The sequence below is a fragment of the Streptomyces arenae genome (assembly GCF_022343545.1).
GTDB classification, from domain to species: domain Bacteria; phylum Actinomycetota; class Actinomycetes; order Streptomycetales; family Streptomycetaceae; genus Streptomyces; species Streptomyces humi.
In genome coordinates this window covers 43,660-64,153 of record NZ_JAKQYH010000048.1, presented here as the reverse complement: position 1 = coordinate 64,153, position 20,494 = coordinate 43,660, and the positions used below count along the sequence as shown (strand labels likewise).

General features: G+C 73.1%; 12 protein-coding genes. 8 read left to right on the top strand and 4 right to left on the bottom strand.

The window, feature by feature from the left end; genetic code table 11:
- Window positions 1-176 precede the first annotated feature (176 nt).
- Window positions 177-1,679, top strand: a complete 1,503-nt coding sequence (gene guaB, locus MB828_RS21485) for an IMP dehydrogenase (RefSeq protein WP_301649613.1) — start codon at window positions 177-179, stop codon at window positions 1,677-1,679.
- A gap of 117 nt (window positions 1,680-1,796) precedes the next feature.
- Complete coding sequence (locus tag MB828_RS21480; RefSeq protein ID WP_046733112.1) at window positions 1,797-2,921, top strand: GuaB3 family IMP dehydrogenase-related protein; 1,125 nt, start codon at window positions 1,797-1,799, stop codon at window positions 2,919-2,921.
- 77 nt (window positions 2,922-2,998) lie between these two features.
- On the opposite strand, the gene MB828_RS21475 is transcribed toward MB828_RS21480, so the two are convergent.
- Entirely contained in the window at window positions 2,999-3,586 is a 588-nt protein-coding gene (locus MB828_RS21475) for a hypothetical protein (RefSeq protein ID WP_301649612.1), read from the bottom strand.
- 134 nt (window positions 3,587-3,720) lie between these two features.
- Complete coding sequence (locus MB828_RS21470; RefSeq protein WP_133028815.1) at window positions 3,721-4,929, bottom strand: nucleotide sugar dehydrogenase; 1,209 nt, start codon at window positions 4,927-4,929, stop codon at window positions 3,721-3,723.
- A gap of 292 nt (window positions 4,930-5,221) precedes the next feature.
- Here MB828_RS21470 and MB828_RS21465 point away from each other — a divergent pair, with 292 nt between their 5' ends.
- Window positions 5,222-6,928: a glycerol-3-phosphate dehydrogenase/oxidase gene (locus MB828_RS21465; protein ID WP_133028816.1), complete on the top strand. Its 1,707-nt coding sequence runs from the start codon at window positions 5,222-5,224 to the stop codon at window positions 6,926-6,928.
- A 115-nt stretch (window positions 6,929-7,043) separates the two neighbouring features.
- On the opposite strand, the gene MB828_RS21460 is transcribed toward MB828_RS21465, so the two are convergent.
- Window positions 7,044-8,087 carry a serine hydrolase domain-containing protein gene (locus MB828_RS21460; protein WP_301649611.1) on the bottom strand — a complete coding sequence of 348 codons (1,044 nt, stop codon included), beginning with the start codon at window positions 8,085-8,087 and terminating at the stop codon, window positions 7,044-7,046.
- A 169-nt stretch (window positions 8,088-8,256) separates the two neighbouring features.
- Between MB828_RS21460 and MB828_RS21455 the strand changes: the two genes are divergently transcribed.
- The 4 genes from MB828_RS21455 to MB828_RS21440 all read left to right on the top strand — a co-directional run bounded on the left by MB828_RS21455 (window position 8,257) and on the right by MB828_RS21440 (window position 17,380).
- Window positions 8,257-10,431 (top strand): serine/threonine-protein kinase, encoded by a 2,175-nt coding sequence (locus MB828_RS21455; RefSeq protein WP_301649637.1) that lies wholly within the window; start codon window positions 8,257-8,259, stop codon window positions 10,429-10,431.
- A gap of 137 nt (window positions 10,432-10,568) precedes the next feature.
- On the top strand, window positions 10,569-13,727 hold the full coding sequence (locus MB828_RS21450; RefSeq protein WP_301649610.1) for a protein kinase: 3,159 nt from the start codon (window positions 10,569-10,571) through the stop codon (window positions 13,725-13,727).
- A 181-nt stretch (window positions 13,728-13,908) separates the two neighbouring features.
- Window positions 13,909-15,693, top strand: a complete 1,785-nt coding sequence (locus MB828_RS21445; protein WP_301649609.1) for a serine/threonine-protein kinase — start codon at window positions 13,909-13,911, stop codon at window positions 15,691-15,693.
- A gap of 82 nt (window positions 15,694-15,775) precedes the next feature.
- The gene (locus MB828_RS21440) at window positions 15,776-17,380 is read left to right on the top strand and encodes a serine/threonine-protein kinase (RefSeq protein WP_301649608.1); all 1,605 of its coding nucleotides are present in this window, start codon (window positions 15,776-15,778) and stop codon (window positions 17,378-17,380) included.
- A gap of 26 nt (window positions 17,381-17,406) precedes the next feature.
- On the opposite strand, the gene MB828_RS21435 is transcribed toward MB828_RS21440, so the two are convergent.
- Window positions 17,407-19,323: a glycosyltransferase family 2 protein gene (locus MB828_RS21435; RefSeq protein ID WP_301649607.1), complete on the bottom strand. Its 1,917-nt coding sequence runs from the start codon at window positions 19,321-19,323 to the stop codon at window positions 17,407-17,409.
- Window positions 19,324-19,456: 133 nt separating this feature from the next.
- Here MB828_RS21435 and MB828_RS21430 point away from each other — a divergent pair, with 133 nt between their 5' ends.
- A complete protein-coding gene (locus MB828_RS21430; protein WP_301649606.1) occupies window positions 19,457-20,467 on the top strand; it encodes a serine/threonine-protein kinase in 1,011 nt (336 codons plus the stop codon).
- Window positions 20,468-20,494 lie beyond the last annotated feature (27 nt).

Sequence of the window (20,494 nt, the reverse complement as noted above, 5' to 3'; positions counted from 1 at the left end):
CCGAGACAGTTGGCGGCAGCGGCCGAACGGGGTCAGCCACCCGCGATGAACAGCCCCCCGCCCGTTTCCGTACGAACATACGAAGCCCGGAGCCGGGTCGTACCGTGGAATTCGGGGCCTCTGGTTCCCGTTAGCATGGACATCCGCACCGTTCAAGGCCATTTGGGGAAGGTGTCATGACTGCAAACGTCGACGGAGTGCCCGACAAATTCGCGACACTCGGGCTGACCTACGACGACGTGCTGCTGCTGCCGGGTGCATCCGAGGTGCTCCCCAACGCGGTCGACACCTCGTCCCGCATCTCACGCAACGTCCGGGTCAACATCCCGCTGCTCTCCGCCGCGATGGACAAGGTGACCGAGTCCCGCATGGCGATCGCGATGGCCCGGCTCGGCGGCGTCGGCGTGCTGCACCGCAACCTCTCGGTCGAGGACCAGGTCAACCAGGTCGACCTGGTCAAGCGGTCCGAGTCCGGCATGGTCACCGACCCCATCACGGTGCACCCGGAGGCGACCCTCGCCGAGGCGGACGCGCTGTGCGCGAAGTTCCGCATCAGCGGTGTGCCCGTCACCGACCCGGCCGGCAAGCTGCTCGGCATCGTCACCAACCGTGACATGGCCTTCGAGTCCGACCGCAGCCGCCAGGTGCGCGAGGTCATGACCCCGATGCCGCTGATCACCGGCAAGGTCGGCACCACCGGCGTCGAGGCCATGGAGCTGCTGCGCAGGCACAAGATCGAGAAGCTGCCGCTGGTCGACGACGCGGGCATCCTCAAGGGCCTGATCACCGTCAAGGACTTCGTCAAGGCCGAGAAGTACCCGAACGCCGCCAAGGACGCCGAGGGCCGCCTCCTCGTCGGCGCCGCCGTGGGCGCCAGCCCCGAGGCCCTGGAGCGGGCCCAGGCGCTCGCCGCGGCCGGGGTGGACTTCCTGGTCGTCGACACCTCGCACGGCCACAACAGCAACGCCCTCAGCTGGATGGCGAAGATCAAGTCGAGCGTGGACGTCGACGTGATCGGCGGCAACGTCGCCACCCGGGACGGCGCGCAGGCCCTCATCGACGCCGGTGTCGACGGCATCAAGGTCGGCGTGGGCCCCGGCTCCATCTGTACGACCCGGGTCGTCGCCGGTATCGGTGTCCCGCAGGTCACGGCCATCTACGAGGCCTCCCTCGCGGCCCGCCCGGCCGGCATCCCGCTGATCGGCGACGGCGGCCTGCAGTACTCCGGTGACATCGGCAAGGCCCTCGCGGCCGGTGCCGACACCGTGATGCTCGGCAGCCTGCTGGCCGGCTGCGAGGAGTCGCCCGGCGAGCTGCTCTTCATCAACGGCAAGCAGTTCAAGTCGTACCGCGGCATGGGCTCGCTCGGCGCCATGCAGTCGCGCGGCCAGGGCCGGTCGTACTCGAAGGACCGCTACTTCCAGGCCGAGGTCTCCTCCGACGACAAGCTCGTCCCCGAGGGCATCGAGGGCCAGGTGCCCTACCGCGGCCCGCTGGCCAACGTCCTGCACCAGCTCGTCGGCGGCCTGCGCCAGACCATGGGCTACGTGGGCGCGGCCACCGTCGAGGAGATGGAGACCAAGGGCCGCTTCGTCCGCATCACCTCCGCGGGCCTCAAGGAGAGCCACCCGCACGACATCCAGATGACCGTCGAGGCACCGAACTACAGCCGTAAGTGACGCGCACGCGCGCGTGACGCTCTCTTCCAGGGCGGTCCCGGACGCACCGGGGCCGCCCTTGTCGTGCCCGTCGGCGATACTGGAAGACGCTGAAACGCAGAGGGAAAGGCCACAGACGTGACTGAGATCGAGATCGGGCGCGGCAAGCGCGGCCGCCGGGCGTACGCCTTCGACGACATCGCCGTCGTCCCCAGCCGCCGTACGCGGGACCCGAAGGAGGTCTCGATCGCCTGGCAGATCGACGCCTACCGCTTCGAGCTGCCGTTCCTGGCCGCCCCCATGGACTCGGTCGTCTCCCCGGCCACCGCGATCCGCATCGGCGAGCTCGGCGGCCTCGGGGTGCTCAACCTCGAAGGCCTGTGGACCCGGCACGAGGACCCGCAGCCGCTGCTCGACGAGATCACCGGGCTGGACGCGGACACCGCCACCCGGCGTCTCCAGGAGATCTACTCCGCCCCCATCAAGGAGGAGCTGATCGGCGCGCGCATCAAGGAGGTGCGCGACTCCGGCGTGGTCACGGCGGCCGCGCTCTCCCCGCAGCGCACCGCGCAGTTCTCCAAGGCGGTCGTGGACGCGGGCGTGGACATCTTCGTCATCCGCGGTACGACGGTCTCCGCGGAGCACGTCTCGTCCTCGCACGAGCCGCTGAACCTGAAGCAGTTCATCTACGAACTCGACGTCCCGGTGATCGTCGGCGGCTGCGCCACCTACACGGCGGCCCTGCACCTGATGCGCACGGGTGCCGCGGGTGTGCTCGTCGGCTTCGGCGGCGGTGCCGCTCACACCACGCGCAACGTGCTCGGCATCCAGGTCCCGATGGCGACCGCTGTCGCGGACGTCGCCGCGGCCCGCCGCGACTACATGGACGAGTCCGGTGGCCGCTACGTGCACGTGATCGCGGACGGCGGTGTCGGCTGGTCCGGCGACCTGCCCAAGGCGATCGCCTGCGGTGCCGACTCGGTGATGATGGGCTCCCCGCTGGCCCGTGCGACCGACGGTCCGGGCAAGGGCCACCACTGGGGCATGGAGGCCGTCAACGAGGAGCTGCCGCGTGGCAAGAAGGTCGACCTCGGCACGGTCGGCACCCTCGAGGAGATCCTCACCGGCCCGTCCCACACCCCCGACGGCTCGATGAACCTGTTCGGTGCCCTGCGCCGGGCGATGGCCACCACCGGCTACAGCGAGCTCAAGGAGTTCCAGCGCGTCGAGGTGACCGTGGCGGACTCGCAGCACAAGCGGTAGCCGCCGGACGGCAGACGGACGGAGGGCCGGTCACCCCGCGTGGGTGACCGGCCCTCCGTCATGCCCGGACGCGCCGGTCAGCGGGCCGCCTTCTGGGCTCCCGAGAACGCCGCCCAGGCCGCGATCGCGAAGAAGAGGAAGGTCAGCGGGTCGGCTTCCGCCTTCCAGGCCTGCTGGACGACGTCGAAGTGCTGGAAGAACACCTCGGAGAAGCCCACGCCCAGCTGGTCGGCGCCGATCATCGCCTCGCCGACGAGCTGTCCGAGGTAGACCGAGCCGAGGGCCAGCACGGTCGCGGTGATCGCGAGGACCGGGTTGCGGCCGCCGAGCCGGCCGGCCGCGAGGCCGATGACGAAGCCGACGCCCACGGCCGCCCACCCGATCTCGTGCTTGGTGACGCCGATGATCACGCCGTAGAGCGCCGCGGCGACGACGGCCGCGACGACGGCGGCGACCAGGCCGACGGCCAGGTTGGACCGGGGCGGCACGGCCGGCGCGGCCGGCACGGAGGGCGGGGGTACGGCGCCGGACTGGGCGAACGGGTTGCCGTCGGCGGGCTGGGGCTGCGGCTGTGTCTGGGACTGCGGGTGCTGCGGCTGCTGCTGGGGCTGTGGGTGCTGCTGCTGGGACTGCGGCTGCGGCGGTGGTGGAGCTGACTGGCTCATGACAGGAATCCCCCCTGGTGTGACCACTGGAAAGCGCTGATACGAAGCAGCGTGCGCACGACTGTGCGGTGAGTGGGGGGAGACTAACAGGACCCTGCGACAACACCCTCGCGGTTTTCGGTGTGCGGTCCCGATCAGAGCCGGTGGGCCACCCCCGTGGGTGTCGCCCCGCGGGTGTCCAGCAGCAACTGGGCCTTCACGGAGAGACCTTGGAGGTCGTACGTGCGGTGCTGCTGGACCAGGATCGTCAGGTCGGCGTCGGCGGCCGCCTCGTAGAGGGAGTCCGCGCGGGGCACCGGGCGGTCCAGGACGCTCCAGGACCCGATGTGCGGGTCGTGGTAGCTGACGGAGGCGCCGAGTTCCATGAGACGGGTCGCGATCTCGCGCGCGGGGGTGTCCTGCTGGTCGGCGAGGTCCGCCTTGTAGGTGACGCCGAGCAGCAGCACGCGCGCGCCGCGGGCCGACTTGCCGTGCTCGTTGAGGAGGGCGGCGGCGCGCTGGACGACGTAACCGGGCATCCGGTTGTTGACCTGCTGGGCCAGTTCCACCATGCGCAGGCCGCGGCTGGCGAGGCCGGACATGTCCTGGGCGACGCCGTGGCCGCCGACGCCGGGACCGGGACGGAAGGCCTGGAAGCCGAACGGCTTGGTCTCCGCGCAGCGGATGACGTCCCACAGGTCGACGCCCAGGTCGTGGCAGAGGACGGCCATCTCGTTGACCAGGGCGATGTTGACGTGCCGGAAGTTGGTCTCCAGGAGGTGCACGGTCTCGGCCTCGCGCGGGCCGCGCGCGCGGACCACCTTGTCGGTGAGCCGCCCGTAGAACGTGGCGGCCGACTCCATGCACGCGGGTGTGAGACCGCCGATGACCTTCGGCGTGTTGGCCGGGGTGAACTCGCGGTTGCCGGGGTCCACCCGGCTGGGGGAGTAGGCGAGATGGAAGTCGCGGCCCGCGCGCAGCCCCGAGCCCTTCTCCAGCAGGGGGCGCAGGAAGTCCTCCGTCGTCCCCGGGTGGACCGGCGACTCCAGGATCACCGTCGTGTGCGGGCGCAGTCGCTCGGCCAGGGTGCGGGCGGCGGTCTCCACCTGGCTGAGGTCGAGCCCGCCGTCGGCGCCGCGTGGGGTCGGCGCGCAGATCACGGCCGTCCGCACCCGCCCCAACTCGGCCGGGTCCTCGGCCGTCCGGAAGCCCCCCGAGAGCATCCGGCGCAGCTCGGCCGGGCTGAGTGAGCCGGCCTCGGGGCCGGTGGCGTAGCCGATCGTGCGGACGCCGGCGGCCACGGCGGCCTGGGCCAGGGGCAGGCCGTAGGGACCGAGTCCGATGACGGCGAGATCTGCGGGCATGGCGTGTGGGCCGTCCTTCCCAGTAACCGAAGCGGGACAGGTGCGCAAGCCCTGTGGACAGGACGAGCGAAGCGCAATGTCAGACTAGGAGTAAATATGACCGTTATGTGGGATTGTGTTCGTGTGTCTTCCGTGGGTTCGGTGACCGTTGTCCACAGGCTGGGGGTGAGTGGTGGCTGAAGCCGGGCAACCCGGTCAGAATCTGGTCATGGGCTTCGCCTGCCGGGTGCGGCCTGCGCGACCGATGACCGACGACGAGCGATGACCGATGGCGGCAGAGCGGGAGGCAGCGGTGAGGACAGCGACACTGGGGCCAAAGCAGCGTGCGGAGTCCCTGGCGGCCATGGCCGAGCGCGAGCTGGACGTGCTGGTGGTGGGCGGTGGAGTGGTCGGCGCGGGCACCGCGCTGGACGCGGCGACCCGGGGCCTGAACACCGGCATCGTGGAGGCCCGCGACTGGGCCTCCGGCACCTCCAGCAGGTCCAGCAAGCTGATCCACGGCGGCCTGCGCTACCTGGAGATGCTGGACTTCGCCCTGGTTCGCGAGGCCCTGAAGGAACGCGGCCTGCTCCTGGAACGCCTCGCCCCGCACCTGGTCAAACCGGTGCCGTTCCTCTACCCGCTCCAGCACCAGGGCTGGGAGCGCCTGTACGCCGGTTCGGGTGTCGCGCTCTACGACACGATGTCCATGGCCCGCGGCCACGGCCGGGGCCTGCCGGCCCACCGTCACCTGACGCGTGGTCATGCCCTGCGTGTCGCACCCGCGCTGCGCAAGGACGCGCTGGTCGGCGCGATCCAGTACTACGACGCGCAGATGGACGACGCCCGCTACGTGGCGACCCTGGTGCGCACCGCGGTGTCCTACGGCGCGAAGGCCGCCAACCGGGCGCGTGTGACCGGTTTCCTGCGTGAGGGCGAGCGGGTCGTCGGGGCGCGGGTGCAGGACGTGGAGGGCGGCGGGGAGTACGAGATCCGTGCCCAGCAGGTCGTCAACGCGACCGGTGTGTGGACCGACGACACCCAGGCGATGGTCGGCGAGCGCGGCCAGTTCCACGTGCGTGCCTCCAAGGGCATCCACCTGGTCGTCCCGAAGGACCGCATCCACTCCACGACCGGTCTGATCCTGCGCACCGAGAAGTCGGTGCTGTTCGTCATCCCCTGGGGCCGGCACTGGATCATCGGTACCACCGACACCGACTGGGATCTCGACAAGGCCCACCCGGCCGCCTCCAGCGCCGACATCGACTACCTGCTCAACCACGTCAACTCGGTGCTGGCGGTACCGCTGACCCGTGACGACGTCCAGGGCGTCTACGCGGGTCTGCGGCCGCTGCTGGCCGGCGAGTCGGACGCCACCAGCAAGCTGTCACGCGAACACACGGTCGCGCATCCGGTGCCCGGCCTGGTGGTCGTCGCGGGCGGCAAGTACACGACGTACCGGGTGATGGCCAAGGACGCCGTCGACGAGGCCGTGCACGGGCTCGACATGCGGGTCGCCGAGTGCGTCACCGAGGACATCCCGCTGATCGGCGCCGAGGGGTACCGGGCGATGTGGAACGCGCGGGCGCGGATCGCCGCCCGCACCGGGCTGCACGTGGTGCGGGTCGAGCACCTGCTCAACCGGTACGGCTCGCTCGCGGACGAGATCCTCGACCTCGTCGCCGCCGATCCCGGCCTCGGTGAGCCGCTGTCGGCGGCCGACGACTACCTGCGCGCCGAGGTCGTCTACGCGGCCTCCCACGAGGGCGCGCGCCACCTCGACGACGTACTGACCCGCCGCACCCGCATCTCCATCGAGACCTTCGACCGCGGCACCCGCAGCGCCCGCGAGGCGGCCGAGCTGATGGCGCCGGTCCTCGGCTGGGACAAGGACCAGATCGAGCGGGAGGTCGAGCACTACGAGAAGCGGGTGGAAGCGGAACGCGAGTCCCAACTCCAGCCGGACGACCTGACGGCGGACGCGGCACGACTGGGAGCACCGGACATCGTCCCGCTGTAGTCCCGGGTGCCCGGGTGCCGGGGTGCCGGGGTGCCGGCGCTCCTGGTGGCGGGTCGCCGGATGTCACCCGATCGAGCGACCCGGGGTCGGGATCTTCCTGCGGACCCCGGCCGTTCTACTCATTGCGAGGGCAGAACTGGGCCGCGAGCAACGCGGGTTCGAGGTCCGGGTCGGCGACCGCCGTCGTGTTCACGCGGAACGTGAGGACATGCCGGCCGTCGACCGACGCGGCGCTCCGCACGTAGCTGCCCGGGATCCGGCCGTTGTGTCCCCACACCGTGATCCCGCACGGCAGCTTCACCGGAAAGATCCCCAGGCCGTACGCGCCATGTGCGGCACGGGTGTCAAGCATCTCGCGCAGCCGGCGCGGGGGCAGCAGCTCGCCGCCCAGCAGGGCCGCGTAGAAGCGGTCCAGGTCGTCGAGCGTGGTCACCAGCTCACCCGCCGCGCCGGCCACGCGCGGGTCCAGCTCGGTCACGTCGGAGCCGTCGGTCGCGTAGGCGCGGCCGTGCGGGGAGGGCAGCGTGGTGCGGGCGCCCGGGAAGGAGGTGCCCGTCAGATGGAGGGGGGTGAGGATGCGGCGCCGGACCTCGGCGGCGTACGAGGCGCCGGTGACCTGATGGATCACCATGCCGAGCAGGACGTAGTCGGTGCTGGAGTACGAGTAGCGACCCGGCCGGGTCGGGGGGAGGGCGAGTGCGACGCGTACGGCCTGAAGCGGCGTCAGGGGGACGACACCCCGGGTGACCGTGGTGAAGTCGGCGAGTCCGCTGGTGTGGCTGAGCAGGGCGCGCAGGGTGATCCGGCGTCCGTCGGTGCCGCGGCCGCGCAGCAGCCCCGGCAGGTGACGCTCGACGGGGTCGGACAGGGACAGCCGGTGTTCCGCGGCCAGTTGCAGGACGACGGTGGCGATGAAGGTCTTGGTGATGCTGCCGGCGCGGAAGTGGTCGGCGCGGGCGATGCGCCGGCCGGCGGCCGCGTAGTGGACGTCGTCGCCGTCGACGTCGAGGAGGGCGGCGGCCGGTACTCCGCCCTCGGTGACGAACTGTGACAGGAACGGGTCCGTGGCCTCCGCCGAGGAGGCGGAACCGGTGGCCACCGGGGCGAACAGGAGGGCGAGAGAGACCGGTATGGCCGTCAGTGTCCGAAGCGGTGGCATCCGGCTACCTCCCTTGTCGCGGCCCATCATCCCGGTCCCTGTGACGCCCTCGTCACCGGGGGTTCCGGTCGGCCGCCCCGATGTGCGGTCAGGGGCCCCCTGGGCGTCGGGCACTTGTCGGGTGAGGGACAATGGAGGCTCTGTCAGGGCGGGTTGCATGAGGGGACGCATGTCGGAGGCGGAGCGGGCGGGCACTTCTCGTCAGGGGACTCGTCAGGACAACAGTGAGCGTCTTCTCGCCGGGCGGTACCGGCTGGGGGGAGTGCTCGGCCGTGGCGGCATGGGCACCGTGTGGCGCGCCGAGGACGAGACCCTCGGCAGGACGGTGGCCGTCAAGGAGCTGCGGTTCCCGTCGAACATCGACGAGGACGAGAAGCGGCGCCTGATCACGCGCACCCTGCGCGAGGCCAAGGCGATCGCCCGGATCCGCAACAACAGCGCGGTGACGGTCTTCGACGTGGTCGAGGAGGACGACCGGCCCTGGATCGTGATGGAGCTGGTCGAGGGCAAGTCGCTGGCCGAGGTCATCCGGGAGGACGGCCTGCTGGACCCGAAGCGCGCGGCCGAGGTCGGACTGGCGATCCTCGACGTGCTGAGGTCGGCGCACCGGGAGGGCATCCTGCACCGGGACGTGAAGCCGTCCAACGTGCTGATCTCGGAGCACGACGGCCGGGTGGTGCTCACCGACTTCGGTATCGCCCAGGTCGAGGGCGACCCGTCCATCACCTCCACCGGCATGCTCGTCGGCGCTCCCTCGTACATCTCCCCGGAGCGGGCCCGCGGTCACAAGCCGGGCCCGGCGGCCGACCTGTGGTCGCTCGGCGGTCTGCTGTACGCGGCGGTCGAGGGTGCCCCGCCGTACGACAAGGGGTCGGCGATCGCCACCCTGACCGCGGTGATGACCGAGCAGTTGGAGGAGCCCAAGAACGCCGGGCCGCTCAAGGACGTCATCTACGGTCTGCTCACCAAGGATCCGGCCCAGCGGCTGGACGACGCGGGCGCGCGGGCGATGCTCAACGCGGTCATCAACATGCCCGAGGAGGCGCCCGCGGACGCCACGCGGGTGGTGCCGTTGCCCCCGCAGCCCGACGCGCCGTCGGTGGAGAAGGCCACCCCGGCCAAGCGCGGTGAGGAGGCCGGGGAGAAGCTGCGCGGGGCGCTGCGTTCCGTCCGCAAGGCCGCGGGGGCGGCGAGCGCCTCGGCCGTGAGCAAGGCGAAGAGCGGTGGCGGTGCGGGTGCCGCGGCGAGCGGAACGGCGGGCTCGGCCGGGGTGTCCGGTGCGAGCGGTCCGGCCGGCGCGGGCGTCGGGAACGGCACCGGTGTCGGCTCCGGCTCCGGGTCCGGTTCGGGTGCCGCGGCGGGTTCCGGTTCGGGTCCGGGTTCGGCGTCCGGTGGCGGCGCGCGTTCGGCCGTCGTGGGTTCGGCCTCCGTGGGTGTCGGTGGCACGGCCGGTGCCGCCGGCGGGACTACGGGAGCCAAGCCGGCCGCCGGGAAGCCGAGTTCGGGGTGGCCCGTGGTGCCGCCGCCGGACCTGGACCTGGCGCCCCGGCCGGTGCCCCGGGCGCCGCTCACCGACGTGGTGCCCAAGCGCACCCTGGTGGTCATCGCCGTGGTGGTGGTGCTCGCGGTGCTCGGCACCGTGCTCGCCCTCACGCTGGGCGGTGGCGACGACGGCGGCGGCAAGGGGAGCGGCAAGAGCGGCGGTTCCAAGGCGGTGGCGACCTCCGGGGCGAGCGCGAGCAGCGGTTCCGGTTCGGGGTCCGGCAGCGGGTCGTCCACCAAGGAGGACACCAGCGGCGGCAACCGCACGGACGGCGACTCGTCGGCGTCCGCGACCACCGGGAGCGGCTCGGACGCGACGAGCGACGACGGGTCCTCGGCGTCGAACTCCAGTGGCAGTGAAGACGACGGCGCGCCGGTGGTGAAGAAGTACACCGGGAGCCAGGGGTACTCGATCGGGCTGCCCAAGGGCTGGAAGTTCCAGACCAGCAGCTCAGCGGGCGACCGGTTCACCGGCCCTGACGGGCAGAAGCTGCTGATCGCCTGGACGAGCACGCCCAAGGACAACCCGGTGGCGGACTGGGAGAACCAGGAGCGCTACATGGTGCGGTCCCAGTACCAGAAGGTCCGCATAGCCGCGGTCGGTTACCGCGGCTGGAACACCGCCGACTGGGAGTTCACGTACGTCGACGGCGGCACCAAGTACCACACGATCGACCGGGGGTTCGTCGTGAGCTCGAGCCAGGGGTACGCGCTGATGTACACCGCGAAGGCCGCCGGCTGGAGCAGTGAGCTGCGCAAGGACACCTGGAAGACGCTGACGGCGTCCTTCGAGCCCAAGTGACAAATTCGCATCCCCACAATGCGAATTGCCTCCGGCACGTATCGTGAGTGGTTGCGGACCGTACGCATGCAGGTATGCATACAGAACGGGCCGCGAAACGAACGGATTTGACCAACCGGACGGCCGGGGGAGGCAACGTGGACGACTATGCGGGTCGGGTGCTCGCCGACCGCTACCGCCTGCCCCTGCCCCCCTCCGACGAGTACGAACTCACCGAGACCCGGGCCTTCGACACCTACAGCGGGCAGGAAGTGCTCGTCCGGCAGGTGCCGTTGCCGGAGGTCGTCGAGGCGGAGGTGCTCGACGCGGAGGGGCTGCCCGACGGGTTCACAGCCCGTGACCGTGGCGCGCGCCGTCCGCCGTCGGCACGGACCGCGACACGCCGGCCCAGCGATCCGGCGGTGCGCCGCGCCGTGGAGGCCGCGCAGGCCGCCGCCCGGATCCCCGACCATCCCCGCCTCGACCAGGTCTTCGACGTGTTCGCCGAGGGCGGTTCACTCTGGATCGTCAGCGAGTTCGTCGCGGCGCGGCCGCTGGCGGCGCTGCTGGCCGAGCAGCCGCTGACGCCGTACCGGGCCGCCGAGGTCGCCTCCGACGTGCTGATGGCGCTGCGGGTGCTGCACGCGCACGGCTGGGTGCACCGCAACATCACCGCCCGCACGGTCCTCGTCTGCGACGACGGCCGTGTGATGCTGACCGGCCTCGCGGTGGGGGCGGCGGAGGAGGCGCTGAGCGGGTACGACCCGGTGCCGTTTCCCGAGGGCGAGAGCGACGGGGAGGCCGGCGGTGAGCGGCGCGCCGGACCGGCGGAAGGTTCCGGCACCCCGGGCATCGCCGGGGCGCTCGGCGTATCGCCCGCTTCGCCCGTTTCGGGTGGTTCCGGCGCTGCGGGAGCCCTCGCTGTCGGGGGCACCGGAAGCATCGGTGGTGCGTTCGGTGGTACGGGCGGCGCGCAGACGGCGCCCGGCGCGTCGGAGGTGGATCCCGAGGCCGCGCGGCGCGCCGCGATACAGGCACGGGCGGCCGGCGGGCTGCCGGGGGCCGGATCGGACGAGGGGTCGGGCGGCGCCGGTACGGGGGCCGTGGAGCGGCGCGCGTTGGAGACCGGCGCGGACGTCAGGGCCGCCCGGGCCGGGGCGATCGCCGCGTACCAGGCGGGGGCCAGGGCCGCCGCCCGCGTCCAGGAGGCCCAGCAGAACAGCCGGGCCGCCCTGCCCGGCGCCCGGCCACCGGCCGACGGCGACACCGCGCCGTACCCACCGCAGCTGCCGTACGGCGCCGAACAGCCCGACACCGAGCCCCGGCCGCCGTACACCGCGGGGCAGGCCAACGGCGCTGCCCAGTCGCCGTACGGTCCTGGACACGCCGACGACGCGGCCCGGCCGCCGTACGGTCAGGGGCCGGCGAACGGCGAGTCGCAGTCGCCGTACACCGCGGGGCAGGCCAACGGCGCTGCCCAGTCGCCGTACGGTCCTGGACACGCCGACGACGCGGCCCGGCCGCCGTACGGTCAGGGGCCGGCGAACGGCGAGTCGCAGTCGCCGTACACCGCGGGGCAGGCCAACGGCGCTGCCCAGCCGCCCTACATTCCGGGGCAGGCGCACGGCGCGTCGCAGTCGCCGTACGGCGGTGGGCGGGGGCAGGGGGCGGAGCCCGGTGCCGAGCAGCGGGGCGCCGGTGGCGTGCCGCCCGGTCAGATCGCCGACCCCTACGGAGTGCGCGGCGCGCCCGCGCCCTGGCACGGAGCCGCGCCACGCCCGCAACCCGGCGTGTCACCAGGCCCGCAGTCCGACGTGTCACCGGGCTCGCAGTCCGGTGTGTTTCCGCGTCCGCAGTCCGGTGTGTCGCCGCGCACGCAGCCCGGTGTGTCATCGGCGCTCGCCGGGCAGGAGCGTTCCGCGCTGCCGTCCGCCGCTGCCGCCGGGGCCGGGCTCGAACTTCCCGGGGTGCTTCCCGGCGCGCTCGGCGGCGCTCAGAAGCAGCCGCACGCGGTCGTGCCCGCGCAGGGGACCGGCGCCGCGCCCCGGTGGGGCGAGGCGGGTGCCGCCGCGCCCGGACGGCGGGGACCCGCCACCGCGCTGGCCGCCGAGCGGGCCCGGCAGGTGCGGATGACCGTGGTGGGCCCGGTGACCGAGCGCTGGGCGCCGGAACAGGCCGTGCCCGTGCACGAGAACTGGCAGCTGGCCGCGCCGATCGGACCGGCCACGGACCTGTGGGCGCTCGGTGCGCTGCTGTTCCGCGCGGTGCAGGGGCACGCGCCCTACCCCGAGGAGTCGACGGCCGAACTGGTGCAGCTGGTGTGTTCGGAGCCGCCCGCCTTCGCGGAGGAGTGCGGCTCGCTCCGGCCGGTCGTGGAGTCGTTGCTGCGTCAGGACCCCACCGAGCGGCTGGACTTCGAGGAGCTGCGCGGCTGGCTGCGCTCGCTGGTGCGGTCCGCACCCGAGCCGGACGCGGGTACGCATGTCGTCACCGCCCCGCCCGCCGACCCCCGGCGGCTGCCGATCGTCCGGCGCCGCGGTGAGCTGGTGCGCCGGCGCAGGGCCGGGCTCCCGGCGACGCACGGCCGGCACAAGCGGGCCCGGCAGGAGGCCAAGTCTCCGCGGAGACTGGGCCGTACGCTGCTTCTGCTGATCCTGCTCCTGCTGGCGGCCGCCGTCGCGTACGCGATGCTGTTCCTGCCGAAGAAGACCGACACGGACGATACCGGCGAACGGACGGGATCGGCGGGGTCGGTCAGCACCACGCCCAGCTCCCGGCCCAGCGCGACCCCCACCCCCACGCCCACGGCGGCCCCGTCCACGGAGACCCAGACCACCGCCGGTTCGACGGGCGGCGCCCCCGCCGGCGACGGCTTCACCCTGCGCGACGACCCGGACGGTTTCCGGATCGCCGTCGCCAAGGGCTGGAGCCGCACCCCGAGGAACGGCAGCGGCCAGGTGATCTACTCGCACGGGAAGTTCGAGCTGATCGTCGTGGCCGGGCGGGACAGCGCGGCGACCTACGGCAGCGACCCGATGACGTACCAGCGGGACAAGGAGCCGGAGCTCCAGCCGTACCGGGACTCCAGCTGGGCCACGGCCGGCGGGCTGCGGACCATCACGGTGGGTCAGCAGGTTTCCGCCGAGGGGCAGTTCACGTGGACGGACAGCTCACAGGGCGACCTGTTCGTGCGCAACATGGTCTTCCTGATCGGCGGGCGCTACCACATCGTCCAGGTGCGCGGCCCGGAGTCCGAGCGGGACGAGGTCACCAAGCTGTACGAGCAGGCGTCGACGACCTACAAGTACACGGGCTGAGCCGCGGAGACGCGTTCCCGGACGGGTTGGTTCCCGCCCCGGTGAGGGGATTTCGTCCGCATCCCGTAATGGAGGCGAAAACCGTCACAGTGCTGTCTCCGTGGGACCCCACTGGTTCCATGACCACAGGCCGGTCCTTAGTCTGGCCCTGACAAGAGCATTGCGGGGCAACGTGAATCAGATGCAGGGCCTGCTCATAGCGGGCCGGTACCGGCTCGCCGACACCATCGGCAGCGGCGGCATGGGCCGGGTGTGGCGCGCCCATGACGAAGTGCTGCACCGGGCTGTCGCCATCAAGGAGTTGACGGCCGCGCTCTACGTCTCCGAGGGCGACCAGGCCATCCTGCTGGCGCGCACCCGGGCCGAGGCCCGGGCCGCGGCCCGCATCAACCACTCGGCCGTCGTCACCGTCCACGACGTACTCGAACACGACGGCCGACCGTGGATCGTCATGGAGCTGGTCGAGGGCCACTCGCTGGCCGACGCGGTCAAGGAGCAGGGGCGCATCGAGCCGCGCGAGGCCGCCCGGATCGGGCTGTGGGTGCTGCGCGCGCTGCGCGCCGCGCACAGCGCCGGAGTGCTGCACCGGGACGTCAAGCCGGGCAACGTGCTGCTCGGCCGGGACGGCCGGGTGCTCCTCACCGACTTCGGCATCGCGCAGATCGAGGGCGACACGACCATCACCCGGACCGGGGAGGTCGTCGGATCCGTCGACTACCTCGCGCCGGAGCGCGTGCGCGGGCACGACCCCGGGCCGTCCTCCGACCTGTGGGCGCTCGGCGCGACCCTGTACACGGCCGTCGAGGGGCGCTCGCCGTTCCGCCGTACCTCGCCGCTGACCACCATGCAGGCGGTCGTCGAGGACGAGGCCGGCGAGCCACGGGCGGCCGGCGCGCTGGAGCCCGTCATCACCGCGCTGCTGCGCAAGGAACCGGCCCAGCGGCCGACCCCCGAAGAGGCCGAGCAGATGCTCGCCGAGGCCGCCGAGGGCCGGCGGCCCAGCGCGGCACAGGCGTACGTGCCGACACGGTCGCAGCTCGGCGGCGGCACCCGCCTGGACTCCGGCGTGCCCGGGGCGACCTCGCACCAGCCGTCGTACGGCGGCTCGTGGGACGGGGCCTACGGCAGCGGCTCGCACCAGGACTCGCGGAGCGGCTCCCAGCGGGGTTCGCACAGCGACTCGTACGACGGTCTCTACGGCGGTTCGTACGAGGTCCGGCCGCCCTCCGGAGGCAGTTCCACGACCCCGCGGACGGCCGTCGGCGGGCCGTCAGGCCCCGGTGCCGTGCACCCCAGACGGCGCCGGCTGCGCACGCTCGCGCTCGTCGTCGCCGTGGCCGCGCTGCTCGGCGGCGGCGCGGCGGTGGCGTTGCAGCAGTGGGGCTTCGGACAGGAGAAGGACGACACCGGCAGCGTGGCCTCGCCCGCCACGTCGGGGTCCTCCTCGTCCTCCTCGCCGGGCGCGACCGCCGCCCCGGACGGCGCGGTCCCCACCGACTGGGTGGCCAAGCACGACCCGCTCGGCTTCAGCCTCTCCCTGCCCAAGGGCTGGAAGCGCACCGTCTACGGCATCGACGGCGACCTGAAGCAGATCGACTACTCGCCCGACAACGGCAGGCACTTCCTGCGCGTCGCCATCGACAGCTCGCCCGACTTCTCCGACGCGCTCGCGCACCAGCAGGACCTGGAGCAGCAGTTGCAGCGGCTGGTCGACTACCACCGCGTGACCATGCAGAAGAACACCTACCGGGACCGGCCCGGGGCGGTCTGGGACTACACCTGGACCGCGCTGAAGAAGGACGGGGCGAACGCGGCGGGACCGCGGCGCGCCATCGAGGAGACCTACTACTCGCGGGACGGCGTCGAGTACGCGATCTACATGTCCTCGCCCGCGGTGGACTGGGCGACCGCGAGCAAGCAGTTCAAGTGGGTGCTGCAGAGCTGGGACCCGGGGACCTCGGGCTGAGCCGCCGCCGGGCGTCCGGGCCGTGGGGGCTTGGCCGGTCACCGTCCGGAAGCCCGGGGTCCGGTGGGGCATCATGGGCTCCATGGTGAATCCGGGGGACGACGCCGTACGTCTGGTCGCGGGGCGGTATCGCCTGGGGGCGCGGCTCGGACGCGGAGGCATGGGCGTCGTGTGGCGGGCCACCGACCAGCTGCTGGGACGGGAGGTCGCCGTCAAGGAGCTCACCGTCGACGACACCCTCTCCGACGACGAGGCCCGGCTGCGCCGCGAGCGCACCCTGCGTGAGGCGCAGGCGGTCGCGCAGCTGCACCACCCGCACATCATCGTCGTCCACGACGTGGTGGAGGACGGCGGCCGGCCGTACATCGTCATGGAGCTGGTCGACGGCGGTTCGCTCGCCGACCGGATCTCCCGGGGCGGGCCGGTGGACGTCGCCGAGGCCGCGCGGATCGGGAGCGACCTGCTGAGCGCGGTGCGGACGGCGCACGACGCCGGGGTGCTGCACCGGGACATCAAACCGGCGAACGTGCTCGTCGAGGCCGGCACCGGACGGGCCGTGCTCACCGACTTCGGCATCGCCCAGGTCGCGGGCGCCACCACGCTCACCGAGACCGGTTCCTTCGTCGGGTCGCCCGAGTACACCGCGCCGGAGCGGATGTCCGGCTCGCGGTCCGGCCCGGCGTCCGACCTGTGGTCGCTGGGCGCGCTGCTGTGCGCGGCGCTCAGCGGCGAGTCGCCGTTCCGGCGCGACTCGCTCGGCGGGATCCTGCACGCCGTGGTCTCCGACGAGATCCGGCCACCGGCCCAGGCGGAGCCGCTGCTGCCCGTCGTACGGGGGCTGCTGGAGCGGGATCCCGAGCGGCGGCTGGGCGCGGCGGAGGCCGAGCGGATGCTGCGCGAGTACCTGGCGACGGGGGCCGTGGCGGCCCCGGCCGCGACGGAGAGCTCCGGCGCGGCGTCGTACACGCCGACCCAGCGGGACGTGCCGCGGCCGCAGCCCGTGGCCGCCGCCGCGCCGCGGACCGCCACGCGCGGGGTGCTGGTGGCCGCGCTGCTGGTCGCCGCGGTGGCCGGGGCGGGCGTGTCGGCGGCGACCCTGCTGTTCCACGGGGACGGGGGCGGCGGCACGCCGGGCCCCGCCGCCACGACGGCCGTCTCCGCGTCCTACCAGGAGACCGACTCGCCCACCCCGCCGCCGACCTCGTCCCCGGCCTCCCCCTCGGCTCCGGCCACCGGCTCGCGCACCGTGCCCTCCGGATACCGCTTCGCGCAGGACCCGGCCGGCTTCTCGCTCGCGGTGCCGGAGGGCTTCACCCGCGATCCGCAGGGCGAGCGGGTCTTCTACCTGTCACCGGGGCAGACCTTCCGGCTCGGCGTCAAGGTCTCGGAGTCGCCGGCCGGCGGCCCGGGGACGGTGATGCGGCGGGCGGCGGCCGAGGGACCGAGCACCAACCCGGGCTACCACGACGGCCGGGTCTCCGACACCACCCACTCCGGGCACCCGGCCGCCTTCTGGGAGTTCACCTGGAAGGGCTTCAGCGCGACGGAGGGCCCCCGCCACACCTACGACCTCTGCTGGGAGGAGAACGGACGGCTGTACGACGTGTGGGTGTCGGCGCCGGTCGGGAAGGTGCGGGAGGCACGGGAGTACTTCGACGTCGCCCTGGACACGTTCACGGCGGGCTGAGGACGGCACGGCGGAGCCGGCCGCCGCTAGCGGGGAGCGCGTCTGACGCGTCGCAGGGCGTCCGACGCCGCGTCCAGGAACCGGCGCGTCGGGTTCGGCCGGTACGACGGACCCTCCAGGCGCAGCACCGCACCGTCCCGGACCACCGCGTACGCGATCGGCGCCGACGCCTTCGGGAGCGTGACCGGATGCCGGCCGGCGGGCACGTGCAGGCGCGCCGGGAGCCGCAGCAGTGCCGTCCCCGCCTCGGGCACCAGCTCCGCCCGTACCGTCACCGTGCCCACACCGACCTTGACGCGCGCCGCGGCGCCGCCCGTGGCCGCGATGTACGGCAGCGGGAGCGCCGCCCCCTCGCCGCGTCCGGTGTCGGCGGCACTCGCCGGGGCCGTGTCCGCGGCCAGCTTCCGCTGCCGCTGGTCGATGTCGAGGGCCAGCTGGCCGCTGCCCGTCCAGTACGGCAGGGCGAGCCGGCCGCCGGTCAGCGCGGGGCCCGCGGCCGGGGTGCCGGGCGTGCCGTCGCCGGTCACCCGGACCATCCGGTCGACGCCGAGCAGCTGCACGAACGCCCACACGTCGTGCACCCCGCGCTCCAACGGCCGGCCACCGGCGAGCCGTTCGGGATCGAGGCGCAGCCGGCCGGTGGCGACGAGCTGCGAGCGGCCCTCACCGAGCGGCCGGAGCTCGACCGTGAGATCGCCCTCCGGGTACCACCAGTCCTCCCGGTCCCGGTCCTTGACCACCAGTTCGGCGTAAGCCAGCCGGAACGGGTCGCGGACCTCCCAGCCGTCGTCGGTTCCCGGCACACCGGCCACCAGCTCCGGGTCGAGCCAGTGCTTCCCGTCCCGTTCGACGAGGACCAGCGGCTCGCCGTCGCCGCGCAGGAGGCTGAGCGTGACGTCGGCGACCAGGCTGCCGTCGGCCCAGTGCGGGGTGCCCACCTCGGTGCGGGCCTTCACCTCGCGGACGCGTCCGGCGAGGGCGGCGGCCCCGTCGAAGTCGCCGCGTTCGAGGAGTTCGGCGCGGAGCCGGGACACCGCGGGCAGGCCCTCGCGGACGGCCACCGGGAACTCCGTCAGCGCCAGCTCGCGGGCGGCCTCGAAACGCGGGCGCTGCTCGGCGGGGTCCTCGCGGAGGATCTCGGGCTCGCGGGCCCGGGACAGGACCTCGACGTGGTAGAGGCGGTGCAGGAGCCGGTTCTGGAGGGCGTCGAGGTCGTCGGAGGGCCGGGTGCCGTCCTTGATCTGGCGGACGACGGTGCGGGTGTTGGCCCAGAAGCCGTGCCGCGGGTTGAAGCGGTGCTGGGTGTTGTTGCCGCCGTCGTCCCGCTTCATCCAGTAGTAGCAGGGGTAGTCGGCGAGGACCGAGATCCGCTCGGCCTTGAGGTAGGCGGCGCTGACGAAGAGCAGGTCCTCCAGGATCCACGGCCCTTCCGGGAAGCGCAGGCCGTGTTCCTCGACGAAGGCCCGCCGGAACATCTTGTGCGGCGACATGCTCTGCATGAGCTCGTCGTTCTCGATGGTGCAGGCGTCGACGGTGTGCCGGAACAGGCGGCGGGGCCGGACCATGGTGCTGGACATCTTGCCGAGCACGACGTCGGCGTCGTTGCGTCTGGCGTGCTCGTAGAGGCGTTCCAGGGCCTCGGGGCCGAGCTTGTCGTCGTGGTCGACGAACTGGATGTACTGGCCCCGGGCGTGCCGCATGCCGAGGTTGCGGGGGGCGCCGGGCCAGCCCGAGTTCGGTCGCGTGTGCACCTGGACGTTCGGGTGCCCGGCGGCGATCTTCTCCAGCCGGGACAGCGTGTCGTCCGTCGACCCGTCGTCGACGTAGATGACCTCGTACTCGTCGGCGGGCAGGCTCTGCTCCAGCAGCGACGGCGCGCACTCGTCGACGTACTTCCCGGTGTTGTACACGGGAACGATGACGCTGACCTTGACTCTCGGCATTCATGGGACTTTACCGGCCCGGCGGCGGGGCGGACCGGCGACGTGGTCAGGCGGCACGGGCGTCCGCGTCGGACCGCGGGCCTCTGACCGCGCCGCTTCGACAACGGCATGGTGTGCAAGGTACTCATGTGACATGAGCGATGACGGCGAACAGCCGGTCGAGGGACGTCTGATCGGCGGGCGCTACCGGCTCGCCGAGCCCGTCGGCTCCGGGCCGGCCGGCACCGTGTGGCGCGCCCGTGACGAGCAGGACGGCCGTGCCGTCGCCGTCAAGGAGCCGCGGCTGTCCGGCGATCCGGACGACGAGGAACGGCAACGCGCCGCGCACCGCCTGCTGCACGAGGCCCGCGCCGCCGCCCGCGTCGACCATCCGGCCGCCGTCGCCATTCACGACGTCCTCCTGGAGGACGAACTTCCCTGGGTCGTGATGGAGTTGGTGGACGGCCGGTCCCTGGAGACGGTCCTTGCCGCCGACGGCCCGCTGCCGCCCGCCGAGGCCGCCCGTGTCGCGCTCGCCGTGCTCGGCGCGCTGCACGCCGCGCACTGCGTCGGGATCGTGCACCGGGACCTCAAGCCGTCCAACGTGCTCCTCGCGGCGGACGGCGAGCGTGTCGTCGTCACCGACTTCGGTACCGGCGCCGGGCCGGGGTCCGGCGGTTTCGTCGCCCCCGAGTACGGCGAGGAGCGCGGGGCCGCCGGGCCGGCCTCCGACCTGTGGTCCCTGGGCGCGCTGCTCCGTGCCACCGTGACGCACACGGACGGCGCCCTCGGGGCGCAGACGGACGGCGCCCTCGGGGCGCTGCTGGAGGAACTCCTCGCTCCCGATCCCGAGGCCCGGCCGACGGCCGTCGACGCCGCCGTGGCGCTGGCCGAGGTTGCCGGCACGGAGCTTCCCGCGTGGGTGACCGAGTCCCCGTCGGCACCGGCCCCGGTCGCTGCCCCGGCGGCGACGGCCGGACCGGAAGCGACGGCCGCCGGACCGGAAGCGACGGCCGCCGGACCGGAGGCGACGGCCGGGCCGGAGGCGACGGCCGGGCCGGACCGGTCGGCCGCGGAACCGCGCCGCCTCACCCCGCTCGCCGCCCTCGGTCTCCTCCTCGCCAAAAAACCGGAGCGCGCTGATCGTCCCCGTCCAACCTCCTGATCAGCGCATTCCCTGCCAGTGATCACT